This is a genomic window from Sedimentimonas flavescens, from assembly GCF_019264375.1.
Classification (GTDB): domain Bacteria; phylum Pseudomonadota; class Alphaproteobacteria; order Rhodobacterales; family Rhodobacteraceae; genus Rhodobacter; species Rhodobacter flavescens.
Map to the genome: position 1 here is coordinate 116,059 of NZ_JAHVAI010000003.1, position 17,431 is coordinate 133,489.

Genomic DNA, 17,431 nt, shown 5'->3' on the forward strand with positions numbered 1-17,431 from the left:
CGTAAACTCATCCCCGATTCCTTGCCCAGTCGACGTGTCTCTTGCCCGAGAATGTTGCTCAACGGCTTGATCTGACTCGCGGGAGTTCAATGACGTTAAGCATTCGCTCCACTTCGTAGTCGCTGTCTCTCACGGTATCGTCGCGCTCGACTCCATTTTCCGCCGGTTCTTGGTCTCGATAAGCCTTCAAGAGTCGTTCCAGCCGCTTTTGATTTCTCGAAAGCTCTTGCTGCTTCTGGCGTGCTTTATGAGCGGAGTGGCGGGCAAACAACTGGTCAGCGATCTTGGCATCGTTGGGGCACGAGGGCCCAAGCAGATCGGCGGGCATCTCAACTTGTTCCAGAAGATTGAGAACCTCTCTGATCCGCGCCGAATTCAGTTCCGCCCGGACCTTCGCGCTGAGCCTCCGATTGATGTCTCGTGCAGAAACCGAACTGGCGCCAGATTCCTTCAGGCGGTCGCGATGTTCGGCAACAGTTCGGATCTGGTCCGCCCATCCGTTATCGTATTCTCGGATCATGGTAAGTGCGCTTTCCATATGAAATTCAGCATACTTCGTCGCAATTTCCGCAGTCTCGATGTCAATGGGTTGGCGGGCGCGACCCAGCAGAAACTGGATCACCGGAAGGTAGCTGAACACGGAGTAACCAATGCGCCGGATGAATGACCCAGGCAGTTGGCTATTGCCCCAACTCGGGCGGAGGCCGTGCCACCATGACTCGAGATAGGGCAGAACTTCGTTGTCGAGCGTGTAAGTGCCACGGCTGTTCGGCTGTGAGCAGAGCGCGAACCACATCTCGCGCAGCCTCGCCTGTTCGTGAGCGCACTCGTCTCCCTTAAAGAATAGCAGATGGTCAAACATGTCCGTGTCCGTCCGCGGTTCAGCCATGACGTAGTTGAAGCGCTGGCATAAGCCGTCGAGCATGCTTGGCAGGTCCACGTTCATCTTCCACGTCTCGCGAACCGTCAGGCCAAAGAAGGTGAAATGGGGGTCCTCTATGACCAACTTTTCTTGCTCGCTTTTCAGTCGGTTGGCGACCGTCTTGTGGGAGTAGGCGTCGAGCATCCAAGGCTTGATCCGTGCATAATTCGATTGAGTGCGGACCTGCTGTAGAAACTGCCCGACCTCGTCCTGGAACCAAAAGCTCCCATTATTGTGCAGAAGGCTGATGATCCATTCGGCGTCTGTGCAGCCTGTCGGGAACATCTTCACCGGTTCTTTGGCCCCCTCGTCAGCAAGCGCTTCCGCGACACGCTCGGTCGCAAGTGTTTTGGAGCTTCCAGAGGCAGCCAGGGCGATGGTCCACAGGATCGGACGGAGTGGTGCAAGCCCGGGAATTAGGGTCACCGCGCCGTTCTGCGTCAGCCAGGAGGCTGCCACCATGATCAATTGAAACAGGGGCAGAGCGTAGCTGGTATCGGTGTTCTTGAAATGCATTACCATACGCTCGAGGTAAGATCCGCGCGGAATCAATGGGGTGATGTCCAGTGCCTCGGGACGTTCCTTCACGGCCAGCATGACCGCGAGGTCGCTTTTTTCTTTGCTGGTGAGAACGCGGGTCTGCCTGCCATCCTTTACGCGAACGCCTGCGAAGATCTCACTCCTCGCGGTGTTGATGGCTTTTTGCGTCGGAGTAGGGGGGACCTTCTTTGCCATGTGCACGACTTTCCTTTGGTTGCGTGCACGGGACATTGATACCGAGAAGAAAATCCGAGAGTCGGGTTTGACCTATTGCTTCGAGAAAAACGGGGGCGCCCGCCGACAGCCGACAGAACTTCTAATATAACGAAAACAATAGAAAAAACTTGCATTCTGATGGCCGACAAGTCGCCGACAAATTGCTGCTCGTGTGGCACCCGACGCTTGCCCGCAGCCATAAATTCGCCCACAACTCACCGGTAAGTTGTTTTTCGCCGCGCCAACGGCTTTGAAACCAGTAGGGACGGACCTTGAGTATCGAAAAGACCCTTTTTGCCGCCGCCGACAAGATGCGCGGTTCCATGGATGCGGGCGAATACAAGCACATCGCGCTCGGTCTTTTGTTCCTCCGCTACGTCTCGATCTCGTTTGAGCGCCTTCACGATCAGCTAACCAACGACGAATACGCCGACCCCGAGGATCCGGACGAATATCTGGCTGAAAGCGTCTTCTGGGTGCCGGAAAAGGCCCGTTGGTCGACGTTGGCCAAACAGTCCAAGGATTCCAGGATCGGCATCATGATTGACGATGCCATGCGGGCAATCGAGGCCGAGAACGAAACTCTCAAGGGAGCGCTGCCAAAGGTCTTCGGCAAGGAAAGCATTGACCGGGCCATGCTCACCGGGCTGCTCGACCTTTTCACCAACATCAAATTGCACGGCGACCGTCGGGACTTCGATCTGATCGGCCGCATCTACGAATACTGCATCGGCGAATTCGCCAGCTCCGAGGGCAAGCGCGGCGGCGAGTTCTACACCCCTAAATCCGTGGTCGATACGCTAATCGAAATGATCGAACCGACGAAGGGTCGCGTCTATGACCCCTGCTGCGGCACTGGTGGCTTCTTCGTTCAGTCCGAGAAGTTCATCGAGGCGCATTCCGGCCAGCGTAATGATATCGCCATCTATGGGCAGGAGCGTAACCACACCACCTTCGGCCTTGCCCGGATGAACCTCGCCATCCGCGGCATCTTTGCCGACATCCGCTGGAACTCCGAAGGCACGCTGGTCAAGGATGCCTTCCCGGACGAGCGCTTCGACTACATCCTCGCTAACCCACCGTTCAACATCTCCGACTGGTCGGGCGAGTTGCTGCGCGAGGATGTGCGCTGGAAGTTCGGCTCACCACCCGTGGGCAATGCCAACTTCGCCTGGATCCAGCACATCTATGCCCACCTCTCGGCCGCTGGGATCGGCGGCGTGGTCATGGCCAACGGGTCGATGTCGTCAATGTCCGGGGGCGACGGCGACATCCGCCGCGCGCTGGTCGAAGGGGGCGCGGTGGACGCCATGGTGGCGCTGCCGGGGCAGCTCTTCTACGGCACGCAGATCCCGGCGTGTCTGTGGATCTTGGCCAAGGACAAGTCGAACGGCATCGCGAAGGACGCCAAGCTGCGCGACCGGCGCGGCGAGGTGCTGTTCATCGATGCGCGCAAGATGGGCGCGCTGGTGCCGGGAAGCCGCAAGCAGAAGGAACTGTCGGATGACGAGGTCGCCCGGATCGCGCGCGCCTACCACGCATGGCGGGGGGAGCCGGACGCCGGCACCTACGAGGACGAGCCGGGCTTCTGCAAGGCGGCCTCGCTGGAGGAAATCGCCAAACACAACTTCGTCCTGACCCCAGGCCGCTATGTCGGCGCCGGGGCGGCGGAAGAGGACGGCGAGCCCTTCGAGGAGAAGTTCGAGCGTCTGATGGGCGATCTGCGCGGCCAGTTCGCCGAGGGGCGGCGACTGGAGGCCGAGATTGAGGCGCGGCTGGGGGCGTTGGGATGAATGGTTGGCGCAATGAGGCGCTCGGCTCGGGCTCCACACAGATTCTGGATGGCGATCGAGGGAAAAACTATCCTTCAAAGCAACAGTTGCTGCCGGCAGGAGATTGCCTGTTTCTGAGTGCCACAAATGTCACCAAACGTGGCTTTGATTTTTCAAAATGCGAATTCATCTCTGCCGACAGAGACAGCTTGTTGCGCAAGGGAAAGCTTGCGCGCTTCGACAGTGTCCTTACGACTCGTGGCACTGTGGGGAACGTTGCGTATTTTGGTCCAACAGTTCCCTTCGAACATGTTCGGATCAACTCTGGAATGGTGATCATTCGACCGGACAAAGCGCAAATTTCATCTGAATTTCTATCATTTTTTCTGCGCTCCGAATTGTTCTCTGATCAAATCGCATCTCTGACATCAGGGAGTGCGCAGCCGCAGTTGCCCATACGTGATTTGAGGCACGTCCAGCTTCCCGTTCCCCCAATCGAAGAACAACGGGAGATCGCGGCGATCCTTGGGACGCTGGATGACAAGATCGAGTTGAACCGCAAGACGGCGGCGACGCTGGAGGCGATGGCGCGGGCGCTCTACCGGTCGTGGTTCGTCGATTTCGACCCCGTCTGGGCCAAGACCGAAGGCCGCCCGCCCGCCCACATGGCCCCCGCCACCGCCGCCCTTTTCCCTGACAGCTTTGGGGATGACGGATTGCCGGTGGGGTGGCGCATGGCACGGATCGACGAGCTTTGTTCTCGAATCTTCAGCGGTGGAACACCAAAAACAAGTGAGGGCGCCTTTTGGGGGGGAGAGTTCCCTTGGTTGTCTTCAGGCGAAACGAGGCAAAGCCTCATCGTAGATACCGAAAAAACTATCACAGATGCTGGAATTAAAGGCTCATCTACCAGACGCGCGCGACGAGGGGCGATCGTTGTGGCAAGCGCGGGACAAGGCAAGACAAGAGGGCAAACATCCTACCTATCGATTGATTGCTACGTGAATCAGTCCGTGATCGCATGTGAGGCAGACACCTCCGTAGTTCCTGATAGCTACCTCTATTGTGACCTGCAGCGCAGGTATGAAGAGTTTCGCGCGATATCCGATGCAAACAGCTCACGAGGCAGCTTGACCACGAAAATGGTTGGAGGGCTCGAGGTTGTTCTTCCTACTCACGAAATCGTCGAGGCCTTCGACATCATAGTCGCGCCCATGATCGCTCGTCTTATCAACAATGCACGTGAAAACAAAACACTTGCTACCTTGCGCGATACGCTCTTGCCCCGGCTAATGTCCGGCGAACTGCGTGTGGGCGAGGCGCGCGAACTGGCGGAGGAGGTCGCATGATTTATCGCGTGCCATTTTTCGAGCGGCACTACCTGCAGCAGCTTGCAGGTTGGGTCTGGCGCGAACAGGATGACGCGCTGCACTACGGTTTGAAGCTGCAAGAAGAAACTATTACCGAGATGCTTCTTTTGCGGATGGCCCGCGAATGCCAAGACACCGGCCTTCACATCAAGATGTTCAACCGCATTGAGGAAGGTGGCAGCAAAAAAGACGCGAAATCGGGGAATGGTGCGGATTGGGAGTGGTATTTTTCCACTCCCTTTTGCCAAGTCGGATTCCGCGTGCAAGCTAAGGTTCTTTCTTCCGGCTTGACCCTCAAGCGTATGGCCCTATCGCGTGGGGTGTATGGGGGGCTCAAGAAGGACGGCATTCAGGCGCAAGATCTCATCTCCACCGCGAAAAGCGCCGGATACAACCCAATCTATGTGTTTTACAACCATCCTTGGGTCGCAAATCGAGAGCTCTTCTCCTCGCTCAAGAGTCCTTTCGCTTGCGCCACAACTGACTGGGGATGCGCGGTTTCGTCCGCAACCTTTGTGAAGAACAAGGCCGACAACCGGCTCTCGGAATTGATTGATGGTATGATGCCTTGGCACCTTTTCTTCCGCATGAGCAAAGGCTGCGGAGCTAAAGAGGCTCTGGCAAAGTTTGGTGACGATCAGGAGCTCATTTCAGATTCGCCTCGGCCAGAATGGCTTCAATTCCTTTCGAACCCCGATGATCGGGGTGACGGCGCATCGCATATAAATGAATATCTTGCTAACAGGAATTTGGCGGGCGTCGCCTATTTCGAACTTGATGGCGAATGAGGCACGCGCATGTTTCAGGTGAACCGCTCCGAAAACCGGCTGAGAAAACTTGAAGAGAAACGCTTCGCTGACCTCAATCTGCGGGAACGCGACCACCTGCAGGAATGGCTCGCCAATCAGCCTGATGCACTCGGCGAGGATCTCCTGATCATCCAGAAGGAGTTCGACGGTTTCGCCGATACGCGCGAGCGTCTGGATCTCCTGGCCATCGACGGTGACGGGCAGTTGGTTGTGATTGAGAACAAGCTCGACGATTCCGGCCGGGATGTCGCCTGGCAGGCTCTGAAATACGCGGCCTATGCCTCGAGCCTGACCAAGTCGCAGATCATCGATATCTACCAGCAGTATCTCGATCGGCACGAAGGCGGCGGCAATGCGGTGCAGCGCATCTGCGAGTTTTTGGATGTGGAGGCACTCGACGAGGTGGTGCTGAATGCGGGGCATGATCAACGCCTGATGTTCATTGCTGCAAATTTTCGGAAGGAAGTGACCTCGACGGTTCTGTGGCTGCGCGAGCACCGCATCGATGCGCGCTGCTTTAAGGTCATCCCCTATGTGTTTGGTTCAGAACTGTTTGTTGATATTCAACCGGTGATCCCCACGCCTGAGGCTGCAGATTTCATGATCGGGATGGCGGAAAAGGAAAGCGAAGAAAAATCTGCCAAGGGGGTGCAGCAAAGGCGACACAAACTGCGACTGAGGTATTGGGAACTCGTGCTTCGCGAACTCCGGGCAGCGGGCCTGAGCAGATACGAGACCGTGTCACCGTCTCGCGAGAACTGGATTTCCTGTGGCTCAGGGGTAGGTTCAATCATTTTCGGCCTTGCATTCACCCAATCTGAGGCGCGGGTCGAAGTCATTTTTCAGGGGCCGGACAAGGCGCGCAACAAGCTCTTGTTCGACGAGCTTTGCGCTCGACAGGTTGAATTTGACAGCGCTTTCGGCGCGCCTCTCCAATGGTTGAGAATGGACGACAGCAAGATGTCAAAGATCGTGCAGGTCGCGCCATTTGATGGATTCAACGAGGAAGTGTGGCCGGAGATGGCCGCCTGGATGACATCCGAGATGTCAAAATTGCAGTCGACTTTCATGAAACCGATTTCGCAACTCAGGGGGCGGAATTCCGGCTCGGAGGAAGTCAGCTAATGGCCTGGGTAACCGAAGCCGAACTGGAGCAGACCTTTCTTCAAGATCTCGCGCGGCTTGGTTTCGCGATCCATCACGGATCAGAAATTTCCCCCGAGATGCGCCACCCGATGCGACCGAGTTTCCGCGACACGATCCTGGAGACGGTTTTTCTTGATGCGTTGCGGCGCGTGAATCCGGAACTGCCTGAAACGGCGATCCGAGAGGCGGCGTTGCGGCTGAGTGACGTCGTCTTTGCCACGGATCTTGTCCAGGAAAATCGTCGGCTACACGATCTGATCGTGAACGGTGTGGCTCTGACCTATTTTGCCGATGGCGAGGAGCGCAACGCCCGTGTGCAGATCGTCGACTGGGAAGACCAGAAGAATGACTGGCGCGCCATCAACCAGGTGGATGTCGTCGGCAAGACAGCGCGGATCCCGGATGTGGTTCTGTTCCTGAACGGCCTGCCGCTCGTCGTGGTCGAACTGAAGGGCACCGAGGGCGCCAGCATCGAGGCTGCCTGGAACCAGATCGCCACTTACAAGACCGATATCCCAGACCTGTTCCGCACCTCGCTTCTGACAGTGATCTCGGACGGGTTGAACGCACGCTACGGTTCGATTTCAGCGGGGTTCGACCGGTTCATGCGCTGGCGGACGCTGGATGGCGAGACGGTCGTCGATGACAGCAACGCGCTGGCATTGCAGACCCTGACGGAGGGAATGCTGAGCCGTCGGGTTTTGCTCGACATGCTGCGTTGGTTTGTTGTCTTTGAGGACGAGGGGCGGGGGCCGATCAAGAAAATCGCGGGCTACCACCAGTTCCATGCCGTCAGGAAGGCGATCGAGACGATCCTTGTTGCGCGCGACACAGACGGCAAAGGGGGTGTGATCTGGCACACGCAGGGATCAGGCAAGTCGCTCCTGATGACATTCCTTGCAGGGCGGGCCATGCGCCACCCGACGTTGGAAAACCCGACGCTTCTGGTGCTGACCGACCGTAACGACCTCGACAACCAGCTCTTCGCGACCTTCGGGCGCTGCAAGGACCTTCTCGGCGAGGAGCCTGTGCAGGCAGAGAGTATCAGCGACCTGAAAACGCTCTTGAACCGCGAGGTCGGCGGCATCGTCTTTTCGACGATCCAGAAGTTCCGCCCCGAGAAGGGCGAAGTGTTTCCGGAACTTACTGGACGATCGAATGTGATCGTAATGGTCGATGAGGCGCACCGCACCCAATACGGCTTTGAAGCGAAGCTGAGCAAGGAGACTGGCGAGGTCCGGCATGGGCTGGCCTATCAATTGCGCCAGGCGCTTCCCCATGCGGTCTACGTGGCCTTCACGGGAACGCCGGTAGAGCTTGTGGGAGCCAATACGCGGGCAGTCTTTGGCGATTATATCGACGTCTATGACATCGCCCAGGCGGTCGAGGACGGTGCCACGGTGCCGATCTATTACGAGGCCCGGGTGGCGAAGATCGAGCTCGACGACGACCTGAGCGCGGTGCTGGACGAGGAATTCGACGAGGCAACCGAAACCCTGGCCGAAGGCGATGCCGCCGCCATCGCCCGCAAGTGGTCGCGTGTCGAAGCTCTGGTGGGAGCCGACAAGCGGCTCGACACGGTGGTGGCTGACATCTTGCGGCATTTCGATGCGCGGCTGGAGGCGATCGACGGCAAGGCGATGATCGTCTGCATGAGCCGTCGGATCTGCGTCGAGGTCTACGAGCGGATCGTGGCGGCGCGCCCCGACTGGCATGGGGAGACCGACGATACCGGCAAGGTCAAGGTCATCATGACCGGCAATGCCACAGACCCGACCGGGTTTCAGCCGCATATTCGCTCCAAGGCGCGGCAAGAGGCGATCCGCAACCGGATGAAGGATCCGGCGGATGGTCTGAAGCTCGTCATCGTGCGCGACATGTGGCTGACCGGCTTTGACGCCCCCTGCATGCACACGCTCTACGTCGACAAGCCGATGAAGGGGCATGGGTTGATGCAAGCCATCGCGCGCGTGAACCGGGTGTTTCGCGACAAGCCGGCGGGTCTGGTGGTCGATTACATCGGTGTTGCGGCCGAGCTGAAGGGAGCGCTGGCGCATTACTCGCAATCGGACCAGCAGCAGACCGGGATCAATGAAGCCGAGGCCGTTTCAGCCTTTCTCGATGCGCTGGATGTCGCCCGCGCCCAGTTTCACGGATTTGATTATTCCGGAGCGCTGGGCGGGACACCGGCGGAGCGGCTCAAAATCCTGCCCGCGGCCCTTGATCATGTTTTGCAGAAGGGTAAGGCCGACGACAAAGCGAGCGGCGTCAAGCGGTTCAACGATGCCGTTGCGGCGCTGGTCAAGGCATTCAAGCTGGCTTCCGGCAGCCCTCAGGCAACGGCGCACGCCGAGGAAGTCGCCTTCTTCGCGGCTGTGCGTTCCGGTCTTGAGAAGGTTGGTGTCGGCAGTGGATCTGGCGGCGCCCAGGGTGCGGATTTCGCAATCCAGCAATTGGTAAACCGGGCCGTTGCCTCGACGGAGGTCGTCGACATTCTCGAGGCATGCGGCTTTGATCGGCCCGATATCAGTGTTCTGTCGGATGCTTTCATGATCGAGCTGCAGAACATGAAGCATCGAAACCTCGCGGTCGAGGCGCTGAAAAAACTTCTGAACGGAGAGATTTCTGCCCGAACCCGAACCAACATCGTGCGTAAGGAGGAGTTTTCCTCGCGCCTCGAACAGGCAATTGCAAAATACCACAATCGCAGTGTCGATGCGCTCCAGATTCTTCAGGAACTGATCGCGATTGCGAAGGATCTCAAACAGGAGCCCGAGGATGGGCTGACGCAAGCCGAGCGGGCTTTTTACGATGCGCTGGCACAGAATGACAGCGCGGTGCAGCTCATGAGCAACGAAGAGCTTCGGATCATCGCGACCGAACTGGTCGATACCGTTCGCCGCAATTCTGGCACGGATTGGTGGCGTCGCGACAATGTCCGCGCGAAGATGCGGGTTGCGGTGAAGAAGATCCTGCAGCGCCATGGCTACCCGCCGGATCTCACGAGCGAGGCGGTGAAAACCGTGTTGAAGCAGGCCGAGGCGCTGGCCAGTGATCTGGCTTGAGGAGAGGACGTCACTCGGGCGGCCCGCGGCGAGAGGTTTGGCGGGATGTGTGAATGCACGTCGCGCGGGCTCGCGCCGTGCGGCATGATCCCGTGCAAAACGACAGCTACGCGCGCTGCGCGCGAGGGTTGGGGGCCGCTCGAATAAGAAAATTGCACCCTCCGACACGCTTGGGCCTGCCGGAGGGTGGATCCCTTCGATCGTGCAGCCTTTCGCTCGACCCGTCAGGTCTCCTCTCGTGATCTTGCGCCAACGGCGCCGCGGTGCCGGGTGATGTCCCGCCACCCGTTACGCGGAGAGTGCGATCCCGTTCGTCGTAACCAGTCGAGGGCCTTTTGGCGCGGCAGGTTCTGCCGCGAAGCGCTTCGTGATCATGCTCAGGTCCAACTGGTCCATCTCGATATAGGACTTGAGGCGTGCCAGCGCGAACCCCTCCGGGAGATAGTTGACGATGCCCACATCGTTGTCCTTGTGCCCCATCAGATATCGCCGGGCTGTGTCCGGGACCCCGTTCGCGACGCAGTTCGTGTTGAAGGTGGTCCGCATCGCATGCAGATCGCGTCGAGCGTCGTAGACCTTCCGCGATTTCCGGTAATAGGTGAAGCTCTTGGTGAAATTCGCCGTGAATGTCTGCTTCTTGCTCTTCGAGCGCGCGATCTTGTCGAAGATGCGCAAGCGCTTGAGACGGCGCTGTCGTGCGACGAGCTCCAGAAAGCCGAGTTCGATCAGTTGACTGTGCAGGGGCACGGTGCGCTGCCCGTTTTCGCTTTTCACGCTTTGCCCGGTGCCGCGTTCGATGTCGAAATACCAGATGCCGTTGTCGCTCCGAATGTTCTCGGGCTTGAGTTGCAGGATTTCTTCGCTGCGCATGCCGCTGAGCCGGGCAATGAGGGGCACCCAATAGAGCGGGTCGTCGATTGCCGTCTTGGGGGAAGTCCATTTGTCGGTCGCGAACAGCGCTTTGATCTCATCGCCCCAGATCTGGCGCGAGGCTTCTGGTCGGCGGGAGTTCATTTCCCCGATCATCTTTTCGCCAAGCACGAAGGGCTTGAACGGATTGTGCGAGATCAACCCTTTCTCGACGGCATAGTCGAGCGGGGCCGAGAGGTGTTTTTGATGTCGCTGGAAGGTGCGCGGCGAGATGCGCGCGACCTTGGCGCGGCGCAACAGATCCTCGGCCTCGTCGCCTGCGAGGCCTCTCACCTTGATCGCCCTGCGTGCCCGGCGCAGTTCCGTGTCCTGCTTGCGATCCGCGGCGGCGATCACTTCAAAGCAGCTCAGGTGACGCTCGTTTCTCGACTTGCCGTGATTGTTCGGGAGCTGCCTGAGCATATCGTTGAAGCCCTTCCAGTCCGCAGGTTCGATCTCTGTGATCGGCCGCTCGCCAAAGACTTCGACGATCAGCTTGCGCGTGCCGATGACCGTGTCTGCGTTCTTGCGAAACTTGTCCGCGGCGGCCTCGTCTTCAAAGACATAGGCCCCCGAGGTGATGGTTCCGCGCTCAAGATCCCCGAACCACAGATCAAAGATCTCCGTGAGCGTCGGTGCCGGGCCGCTTGCCGTCGCCTGGCGCATTTTACGGGTGTCGAGCGTCACCTTCGTGCCGAGGCTGCTGTGAAGAAGGATCTGGCTTTCGGTCTCGGCCTTGGGCGGGGGCGGGGCTGACGGCGACGCCAGGTCCAACGCGTCCTTCGCCTCTGCCATTGTCTCAGCCGTATCCTGCGCGGGAGGGGGCGGCATGGGGGCAGGGGGCGCCGCGGGCGCGGGGGCGCGCAGGCCGGGTGCCGGGCGCAGCGCGAGATCGAGATAGGGCTGCTCTTGACGGAACTGGCCGCGCGCGCGGCGCTCCTTTTCCTCGCTGATCTCGATCAGGAGGCGCATCATGTCGTCGGTGAGCCGTGCAAAGTCATCCTCCGACTCGTCGAGGGTGATTCCGAGCCGTCTGGCCGTGTCCCGGATCGGTTCGAGGGCCAGAGTGCGGTCGCACAGGAAGAACGCATCGCGCAAGGAGGCGCGCGCGGCGGCTTCCAGGGCCAGGGCGGCTTCGGCAGCGGCGCGCGTCCGCGGTCCGGTGAGCGCGCGCAGCCGGTCTGCCGTCTCAATCTCGAGACGGGCATAGCCGACCAGGATTTCTTGCATCACTTCCGGTGACACGGCGCGCTCCGCTGTGAAGCAGAGCTCGCTGATCGCGGTGAGGCGACGGGCGAGCTCTGCGGCTTCGCGGGGAACGTGAGTCTTCAGCGGAAAACACAGAAATCCGGTTTGGCACGAAATTTTTGCGCGCGCCGGCACGCGCCTGCGCCAGTAGAATCCGTGTTTTCTGCGTTCGAGATAGGTCTGGCCATGCGCCATGGGAGCCTCCTGAGATGGGAGGTGCCGCGCGCTGGATGCGGATGTTGTGCAACGCTTTGTGCAAAGCGTTGTGCACCAACATCCGAATCCGGCCTGGGGCGATCAAAAAATCGCTGCCAAATCAAATGCTTGCTGGGGATTTGGCTCCGGCGGTAGGGATCGAACCTACGACCAATTGATTAACAGTCAACTGCTCTACCGCTGAGCTACGCCGGAACACGAGGCGGTGTATAGCGGCGGTGTTTCGGGGGTGCAAGAGGGGCGTGAAGGATTTTTTCGGATTTTTTCAGGTCAACGAAAAGGCAGCGTCCAGGCGTATCTCCGGCGCAGCTGTAACCTGATTTGTGGCTGTCATTTCAACAAGATGCGCGAAGACGTTGCGGGAAGCAGCGGGCATGAGGGCAGCGGGTATTTCCTGGTATATAAGCTCGGTCAACTGCGCGACGGTGGCGGCTCCGGCTACCAGATGCGCGGCGATCTGGGCGGTTCTCTCGCGTCTATGTGCGGCCAGTTCGGCGATCCGCGCCGCCGTGCCCATGACCGGGGCGCCGTGGCCGGGGTAGAATGTGCGGGCACCGATCTGGGTCAGTTTGTCGAGCGATCGGAAGTAGTCGCCCAAGTCGCCGTCCGGCGGAGAGATCAGGGTCGATGACCACCCCATGACATGATCTCCGGTAAAGATGGCATCGCCCCAGATAAAGCTCAGGTGGTTGCAGAAATGGCCCGGCGTGTGCAGGGCGCGCAGGGTCCAATCGCCGCCGGTGATCTTTTCGCCATCGGCGATCAGGATGTCGGGTGCGAAGGCCCGATCCACGCCTTCGCCGCCGCCCATGAGGCCGGTTGCTGCAAGGCGCTCCATGATGGGCGAGCGGCCGGCAGAGGCGGGGCCGAAAGCGTGGACCTTGGCACCGCAGGCCTCTGCCAGTAGCGGTGCGCCGGGAGAATGGTCGAGATGCGCATGGGTGACCAGGATATGGCTGATCCGCTCACCGGGTGCGAGGGCTGCCAGAATCGCCCCGATGTGGCCGCGATCGGCGGGGCCCGGGTCGATCACCGCAACCGATCCGGTACCCAGAATATAGGTGCAGGTGCCGTTCAGTGTCATCGGAGAGGGGTTCGGCGCCACCATCCGCCGCAGACCGGGTTCCATGATTTCAACCTTATGACTCTCCGGCATCTTCCGCTTTTCCTTCGTTCTGCTCCCGGCTAGGGTTTTGGCATGAATTTCGATTGGCTTAAACAGATCTTGCCACGCGGGCTTTATGGGCGTGCCGCGCTGATCCTGATCGTGCCGATCGTGACCATCCAGCTTGTCGTGTCCGTGGTCTTCATTCAGCGCCATTTTGAGCGCGTCACCAAGCAGATGACCGAGACGATGCTGCGCGAGATCATCCTGCTTGATCAACGGGTGGGCGAGGCCGCCGACCTTGCTGCGGCGCAGGCTGTGGGCGTGACACTGGCGGAGCCGCTGGGGCTGGAGTTCATCTTGCCCGCGACACCCGAGGCCGCGGTGGAGCAGGGCGATTTCCGGCGGTTTGGCGATTTCACCGGGATCGTTGTGATCGACACGTTACGCGAGGGGTTGGCGGGTCTGCGCTCGGTCGATCTGCGGGTGGGGGCGCAGGTGCAGCTGACGCTCGACACGCCCAAAGGAGTGTTGGAGCTGAGTTTCGGGCGGGGGCGGGTGTCGGCCTCCAACCCGCATCAGCTTCTGGTGCTGATGGTGGCAGTCAGTCTGCTGATGACGATCATCGCCTATCTTTTTCTGCGCAACCAGCTGCGGCCGATCTGGCGCCTTGCCAAGGCGGCCGAGGCGTTCGGGCGCGGGCAGGTGGTGCTTTACCGTCCCGCGGGTGCGACCGAAGTGCGCTCGGCCGGGGCAGCGTTTCTGGAGATGCGTGCGCGGATCGAGCGACAGATCGAGCAGCGGCGGCTGATGCTTTCTGGGATCAGCCATGATCTGCGCACGCCGCTCACGCGCCTACGTCTTGGGTTGTCGATGCTGCCCGACGACCCCGAAACCCGCGATGAGGTCGCTGCGCTGGAGCGCGACGTAGCCGAGATGGCGAAGCTGGTCGATGCCTTTCTCGCTTTCGCGCGCGACGATGCGACGGCGGATGACTCGCAATTGATAGACCCCTGCGAACTGGTAGCGCAGATCGTCGGCGACGCCGAGCGTGGTGGGCAGCCGGTCCGCCTGCACGAATGCCCCGGCCCCGGTCTGGCCGAGATCACCTGCCGCCCTGACGCGATCCGCCGCGCCGTCGAGAATCTGATCGGCAACGCGGTGCGCTATGGCTCGCGCGCCGATGTCTCGGTGCAGCTTGGCCCGCGGATGGTGCGCATCATTGTCGAGGATGACGGCCCCGGCATTCCGCCCGAGCGGCGCGAGGAGGCGATAAAGCCGTTCACGCGCCTTGACCCCGCGCGTAACCAGGATCGGGGGCAGGGGGTCGGGCTGGGCCTGTCGATCGCGGCCGACATCCTGCGCGGCCATGGCGGCAGCCTGCGGCTTGGCGAAAGCGACCGCCTTGGCGGCTTGCGCGCCGAATTGGTGCTGCCGCGCTAAGGTGCGGGTAAGGAAAACATGCCCATGATGCCGATGGGGTCGTTCTGGCCTTGCTCCGCTGCGAGGTGCGGGGCAATGTAACCCCGATGTGACGGGCAGAAAGTCTGGTCCTTCGGTGGTCTGGTTGAAGCGACCCGCTTGCCCCCCTAAATATGGGGGGATACGGGAAGGGCCGGGACTGCCGCGAAGCGGGGTCGGTGTCCTTTCGCCAAAGAGGAATGAATATGACCGAGACCCTCTCGACGACTTATCCGGTTTTGCCGCTGCGCGACATCGTGGTGTTTCCCCACATGATCGTGCCGCTCTTCGTCGGGCGCGAGAAATCCGTGCGTGCGCTGGAAGAGGTGATGGCGGATGACCGGCAAATTCTGCTGGCCAGCCAGATCGACCCTTCGGTTGATGAACCGACTGCGGATGGGATCTTCCGCACCGGCGTTCTGGCCAACGTGCTGCAACTGCTCAAACTGCCCGATGGCACCGTCAAGGTGCTGGTCGAGGGCAAGACCCGCGTGATGATCACCGAATTCATCCCGAATGAGACCTTCTTCGAGGCCCATGCCGAGGTGCTTGAAGAGGCTGAGGGCGACCGCGACACGATCCGCGCTCTGCTGCGCTCGGTCGCCGAGGAGTTCGAGCGTTACGCCAAGATCAAGAAGAACGTCCCCGAAGAGGCGCTGGCCGCCGTTTCCGAGACGCAGGAGGCCGACAAGCTGGCCGACCTCGTGTCGGGGCATCTTGGCCTCGATGTCGCGCAAAAGCAGGAACTTCTGGAAACGCTCGACGTCTCGGCGCGCCTTGAGAAGGTCTATGGCCTGATGCAGGGCGAGGTGTCGGTTCTTCAGGTCGAGAAGAAGATCAAAAGCCGCGTCAAGAACCAGATGGAGAAGACGCAGCGCGAGTACTACCTGAATGAGCAGATGAAGGCCATTCAGAAGGAACTCGGCGACGGCGAGGATGGCCAGAACGAGATCAACGAGTTGGAAGAGCGCATCGCCAACACGAAGTTCTCGAAAGAGGCGCGTGACAAGGCGGATGCCGAGCTGAAAAAGCTCAAGTCCATGAGCCCGATGTCGGCCGAGGCGACGGTGGTGCGCAACTACCTCGACTGGCTGCTGTCGCTGCCCTGGGGCGTCAAGAGCCGCGTCAAGAAAGACCTTGGCGGGGCCGAGAAGGTGCTCGATGCCGATCACTACGGGCTTGAGAAGGTCAAGGAGCGGATCGTCGAATATCTGGCCGTTCAGGCGCGTTCGGCCAAGCTGAAAGGCCCGATCATGTGCCTCGTCGGCCCGCCCGGCGTGGGTAAGACCTCGCTTGGCCGCTCGGTCGCCAAGGCGACGGGGCGCGAGTTCATCCGCATCTCGCTTGGCGGCGTGCGCGATGAAAGCGAGATCCGTGGCCACCGCCGGACCTATATCGGCTCGATGCCCGGCAAGATCATTCAGGCGCTGAAAAAGGCGAAAACGACGAACCCGCTCATCCTGCTCGATGAAATCGACAAGATGGGGCAGGACTTCCGTGGCGATCCGGCTTCGGCGATGCTTGAGGTGCTGGACCCGGAACAGAACGCGACCTTCGTGGACCACTACCTTGAGGTGGAATACGACCTGTCGAACGTCATGTTCCTGACCACGGCCAACAGCTACAACATGCCCGGCCCGCTTCTGGACCGCATGGAGATCATCAGCCTCGCCGGCTACACCGAGGACGAGAAGCGCGAAATCGCGCGCCAGCACCTGATCCCCAAGCAGATCAAGGCGCATGGGCTGCGCAAGGGCGAGTTCTCGATCACCGATGGTGCGCTGAACGATGTGGTCCGCTATTACACCCGCGAGGCCGGGGTGCGCAGCCTTGAGCGCGAGATCGCCAAGCTCGCCCGCAAGGCGGTGACCGAGATCATCAAGGGCAAGGGCGCGGTCAAGTCTGTCATCGTCGATGAGGCGAAGGTGGGCGACTACCTTGGCGTGCGCCGCTTCCGCTACGGTCTGGCCGAGAAAGAGGATCAGGTCGGCGTGGTGACGGGTCTTGCCTGGACCTCGGTCGGGGGCGATCTGCTGCAGATTGAGGCGCTCAAGCTGCCCGGCAAAGGGCGCATGAAGACCACCGGTAAACTCGGCGATGTGATGAAGGAATCGATCGAGGCGGCGTCGAGCTATGTGCGCTCGGTCTCGCCCGAGCTTGGCGTGAAGCCGCCCAAGTTCGAGAAGGTCGATATCCACGTCCACGTGCCGGAGGGCGCCACGCCCAAGGACGGCCCCTCGGCGGGGATCGCGATGGTCACGTCGATCGTCTCGGTGCTGACCGGCATCGCGGTGCGTAAGGATATCGCCATGACCGGCGAGGTCACGCTGCGCGGCAACGTGCTGGCGATCGGCGGCCTCAAGGAAAAGCTGCTGGCGGCCCTGCGCGGCGGGATCAAGACCGTGCTGATCCCGGCGGAGAACGAGAAGGACCTGGCCGACATCCCCGCGAACGTGAAGGAGGGGCTGGATATCATCCCCGTCAGCCATGTGCGCGAGGTTCTGCCGCGTGCTCTGGTGCGGATGCCCGAGCCTGTCGAATGGGACGAGGCGGCCGAAGAGGCCGCCGCTGCGGCCGCTGCGGCCTCGGCCCGCGAAGGGCAGGGCGCCACGGCCCACTGAACGATCTGAAACGCGCCCGTCGGGGCGCGTT

Annotated in this window: 10 protein-coding genes and 1 tRNA gene; 7 read left to right on the plus strand and 4 right to left on the minus strand. The window is 60.5% G+C overall.

Annotation, left to right across the window (positions count from 1 at the left end):
• Window positions 1–58 precede the first annotated feature (58 nt).
• Entirely contained in the window at window positions 59–1,657 is a 1,599-nt protein-coding gene (locus KTQ37_RS05765) for a DUF3987 domain-containing protein (protein ID WP_218629545.1), read from the minus strand.
• 293 nt (window positions 1,658–1,950) lie between these two features.
• Here KTQ37_RS05765 and KTQ37_RS05770 point away from each other — a divergent pair, with 293 nt between their 5' ends.
• Genes KTQ37_RS05770 through KTQ37_RS05790 form a run of 5 tightly spaced genes read left to right on the plus strand, consistent with a single transcriptional unit; the run spans window position 1,951 to window position 9,840 of the window.
• Window positions 1,951–3,471 carry a type I restriction-modification system subunit M gene (locus KTQ37_RS05770; RefSeq protein WP_236021097.1) on the plus strand — a complete coding sequence of 507 codons (1,521 nt, stop codon included), beginning with the start codon at window positions 1,951–1,953 and terminating at the stop codon, window positions 3,469–3,471.
• Window positions 3,468–4,799 carry a restriction endonuclease subunit S gene (locus KTQ37_RS05775; protein ID WP_218629546.1) on the plus strand — a complete coding sequence of 444 codons (1,332 nt, stop codon included), beginning with the start codon at window positions 3,468–3,470 and terminating at the stop codon, window positions 4,797–4,799. Before KTQ37_RS05770 ends, KTQ37_RS05775 begins: the two co-directional genes overlap by 4 nt.
• Window positions 4,796–5,608 carry a DUF6615 family protein gene (locus tag KTQ37_RS05780; RefSeq protein ID WP_218629547.1) on the plus strand — a complete coding sequence of 271 codons (813 nt, stop codon included), beginning with the start codon at window positions 4,796–4,798 and terminating at the stop codon, window positions 5,606–5,608. Before KTQ37_RS05775 ends, KTQ37_RS05780 begins: the two co-directional genes overlap by 4 nt.
• Window positions 5,609–5,617: 9 nt before the next feature.
• The gene (locus KTQ37_RS05785) at window positions 5,618–6,754 is read left to right on the plus strand and encodes a DUF4268 domain-containing protein (RefSeq protein WP_218629548.1); all 1,137 of its coding nucleotides are present in this window, start codon (window positions 5,618–5,620) and stop codon (window positions 6,752–6,754) included.
• Entirely contained in the window at window positions 6,754–9,840 is a 3,087-nt protein-coding gene (locus tag KTQ37_RS05790) for a type I restriction endonuclease subunit R (protein ID WP_218629549.1), read from the plus strand. The genes KTQ37_RS05785 and KTQ37_RS05790 overlap by 1 nt, the downstream gene beginning before the upstream one ends.
• Window positions 9,841–10,128: 288 nt before the next feature.
• Here the strand turns inward: KTQ37_RS05790 and KTQ37_RS05795 are convergent, their stop codons facing one another.
• The 3 genes from KTQ37_RS05795 to KTQ37_RS05805 form a co-directional block, all read right to left on the minus strand.
• Complete coding sequence (locus tag KTQ37_RS05795; RefSeq protein WP_218629550.1) at window positions 10,129–12,192, minus strand: site-specific integrase; 2,064 nt, start codon at window positions 12,190–12,192, stop codon at window positions 10,129–10,131.
• 141 nt (window positions 12,193–12,333) lie between these two features.
• Window positions 12,334–12,408, minus strand: a tRNA-Asn gene (locus KTQ37_RS05800).
• Between the two features lie 70 nt (window positions 12,409–12,478).
• Window positions 12,479–13,342: an MBL fold metallo-hydrolase gene (locus KTQ37_RS05805; protein WP_236021098.1), complete on the minus strand. Its 864-nt coding sequence runs from the start codon at window positions 13,340–13,342 to the stop codon at window positions 12,479–12,481.
• A 69-nt stretch (window positions 13,343–13,411) separates the two neighbouring features.
• Here KTQ37_RS05805 and KTQ37_RS05810 point away from each other — a divergent pair, with 69 nt between their 5' ends.
• Entirely contained in the window at window positions 13,412–14,761 is a 1,350-nt protein-coding gene (locus KTQ37_RS05810; RefSeq protein WP_218629552.1) for an ATP-binding protein, read from the plus strand.
• A 224-nt stretch (window positions 14,762–14,985) separates the two neighbouring features.
• Window positions 14,986–17,400 (plus strand): endopeptidase La, encoded by a 2,415-nt coding sequence (gene lon, locus KTQ37_RS05815; protein WP_218629553.1) that lies wholly within the window; start codon window positions 14,986–14,988, stop codon window positions 17,398–17,400.
• Window positions 17,401–17,431 lie beyond the last annotated feature (31 nt).

Bases quoted from the DNA above. Each gene is read 5' to 3' on its own strand.
- KTQ37_RS05810 (WP_218629552.1), top strand. From the start codon at position 13,412: ATGAATTTCGATTGGCTTAAACAGATCTTGCCACGCGGGCTTTATGGG.
- KTQ37_RS05790 (WP_218629549.1), top strand. From the start codon at position 6,754: ATGGCCTGGGTAACCGAAGCCGAACTGGAGCAGACCTTTCTTCAAGAT.
- KTQ37_RS05785 (WP_218629548.1), top strand. From the start codon at position 5,618: ATGTTTCAGGTGAACCGCTCCGAAAACCGGCTGAGAAAACTTGAAGAG.
- KTQ37_RS05780 (WP_218629547.1), top strand. From the start codon at position 4,796: ATGATTTATCGCGTGCCATTTTTCGAGCGGCACTACCTGCAGCAGCTT.
- KTQ37_RS05765 (WP_218629545.1), bottom strand. From the start codon at position 1,657: ATGGCAAAGAAGGTCCCCCCTACTCCGACGCAAAAAGCCATCAACACC.
- KTQ37_RS05775 (WP_218629546.1), top strand. From the start codon at position 3,468: ATGAATGGTTGGCGCAATGAGGCGCTCGGCTCGGGCTCCACACAGATT.
- KTQ37_RS05795 (WP_218629550.1), bottom strand. From the start codon at position 12,192: ATGGCGCATGGCCAGACCTATCTCGAACGCAGAAAACACGGATTCTAC.
- KTQ37_RS05805 (WP_236021098.1), bottom strand. From the start codon at position 13,342: ATGGAACCCGGTCTGCGGCGGATGGTGGCGCCGAACCCCTCTCCGATG.
- lon (WP_218629553.1), top strand. From the start codon at position 14,986: ATGACCGAGACCCTCTCGACGACTTATCCGGTTTTGCCGCTGCGCGAC.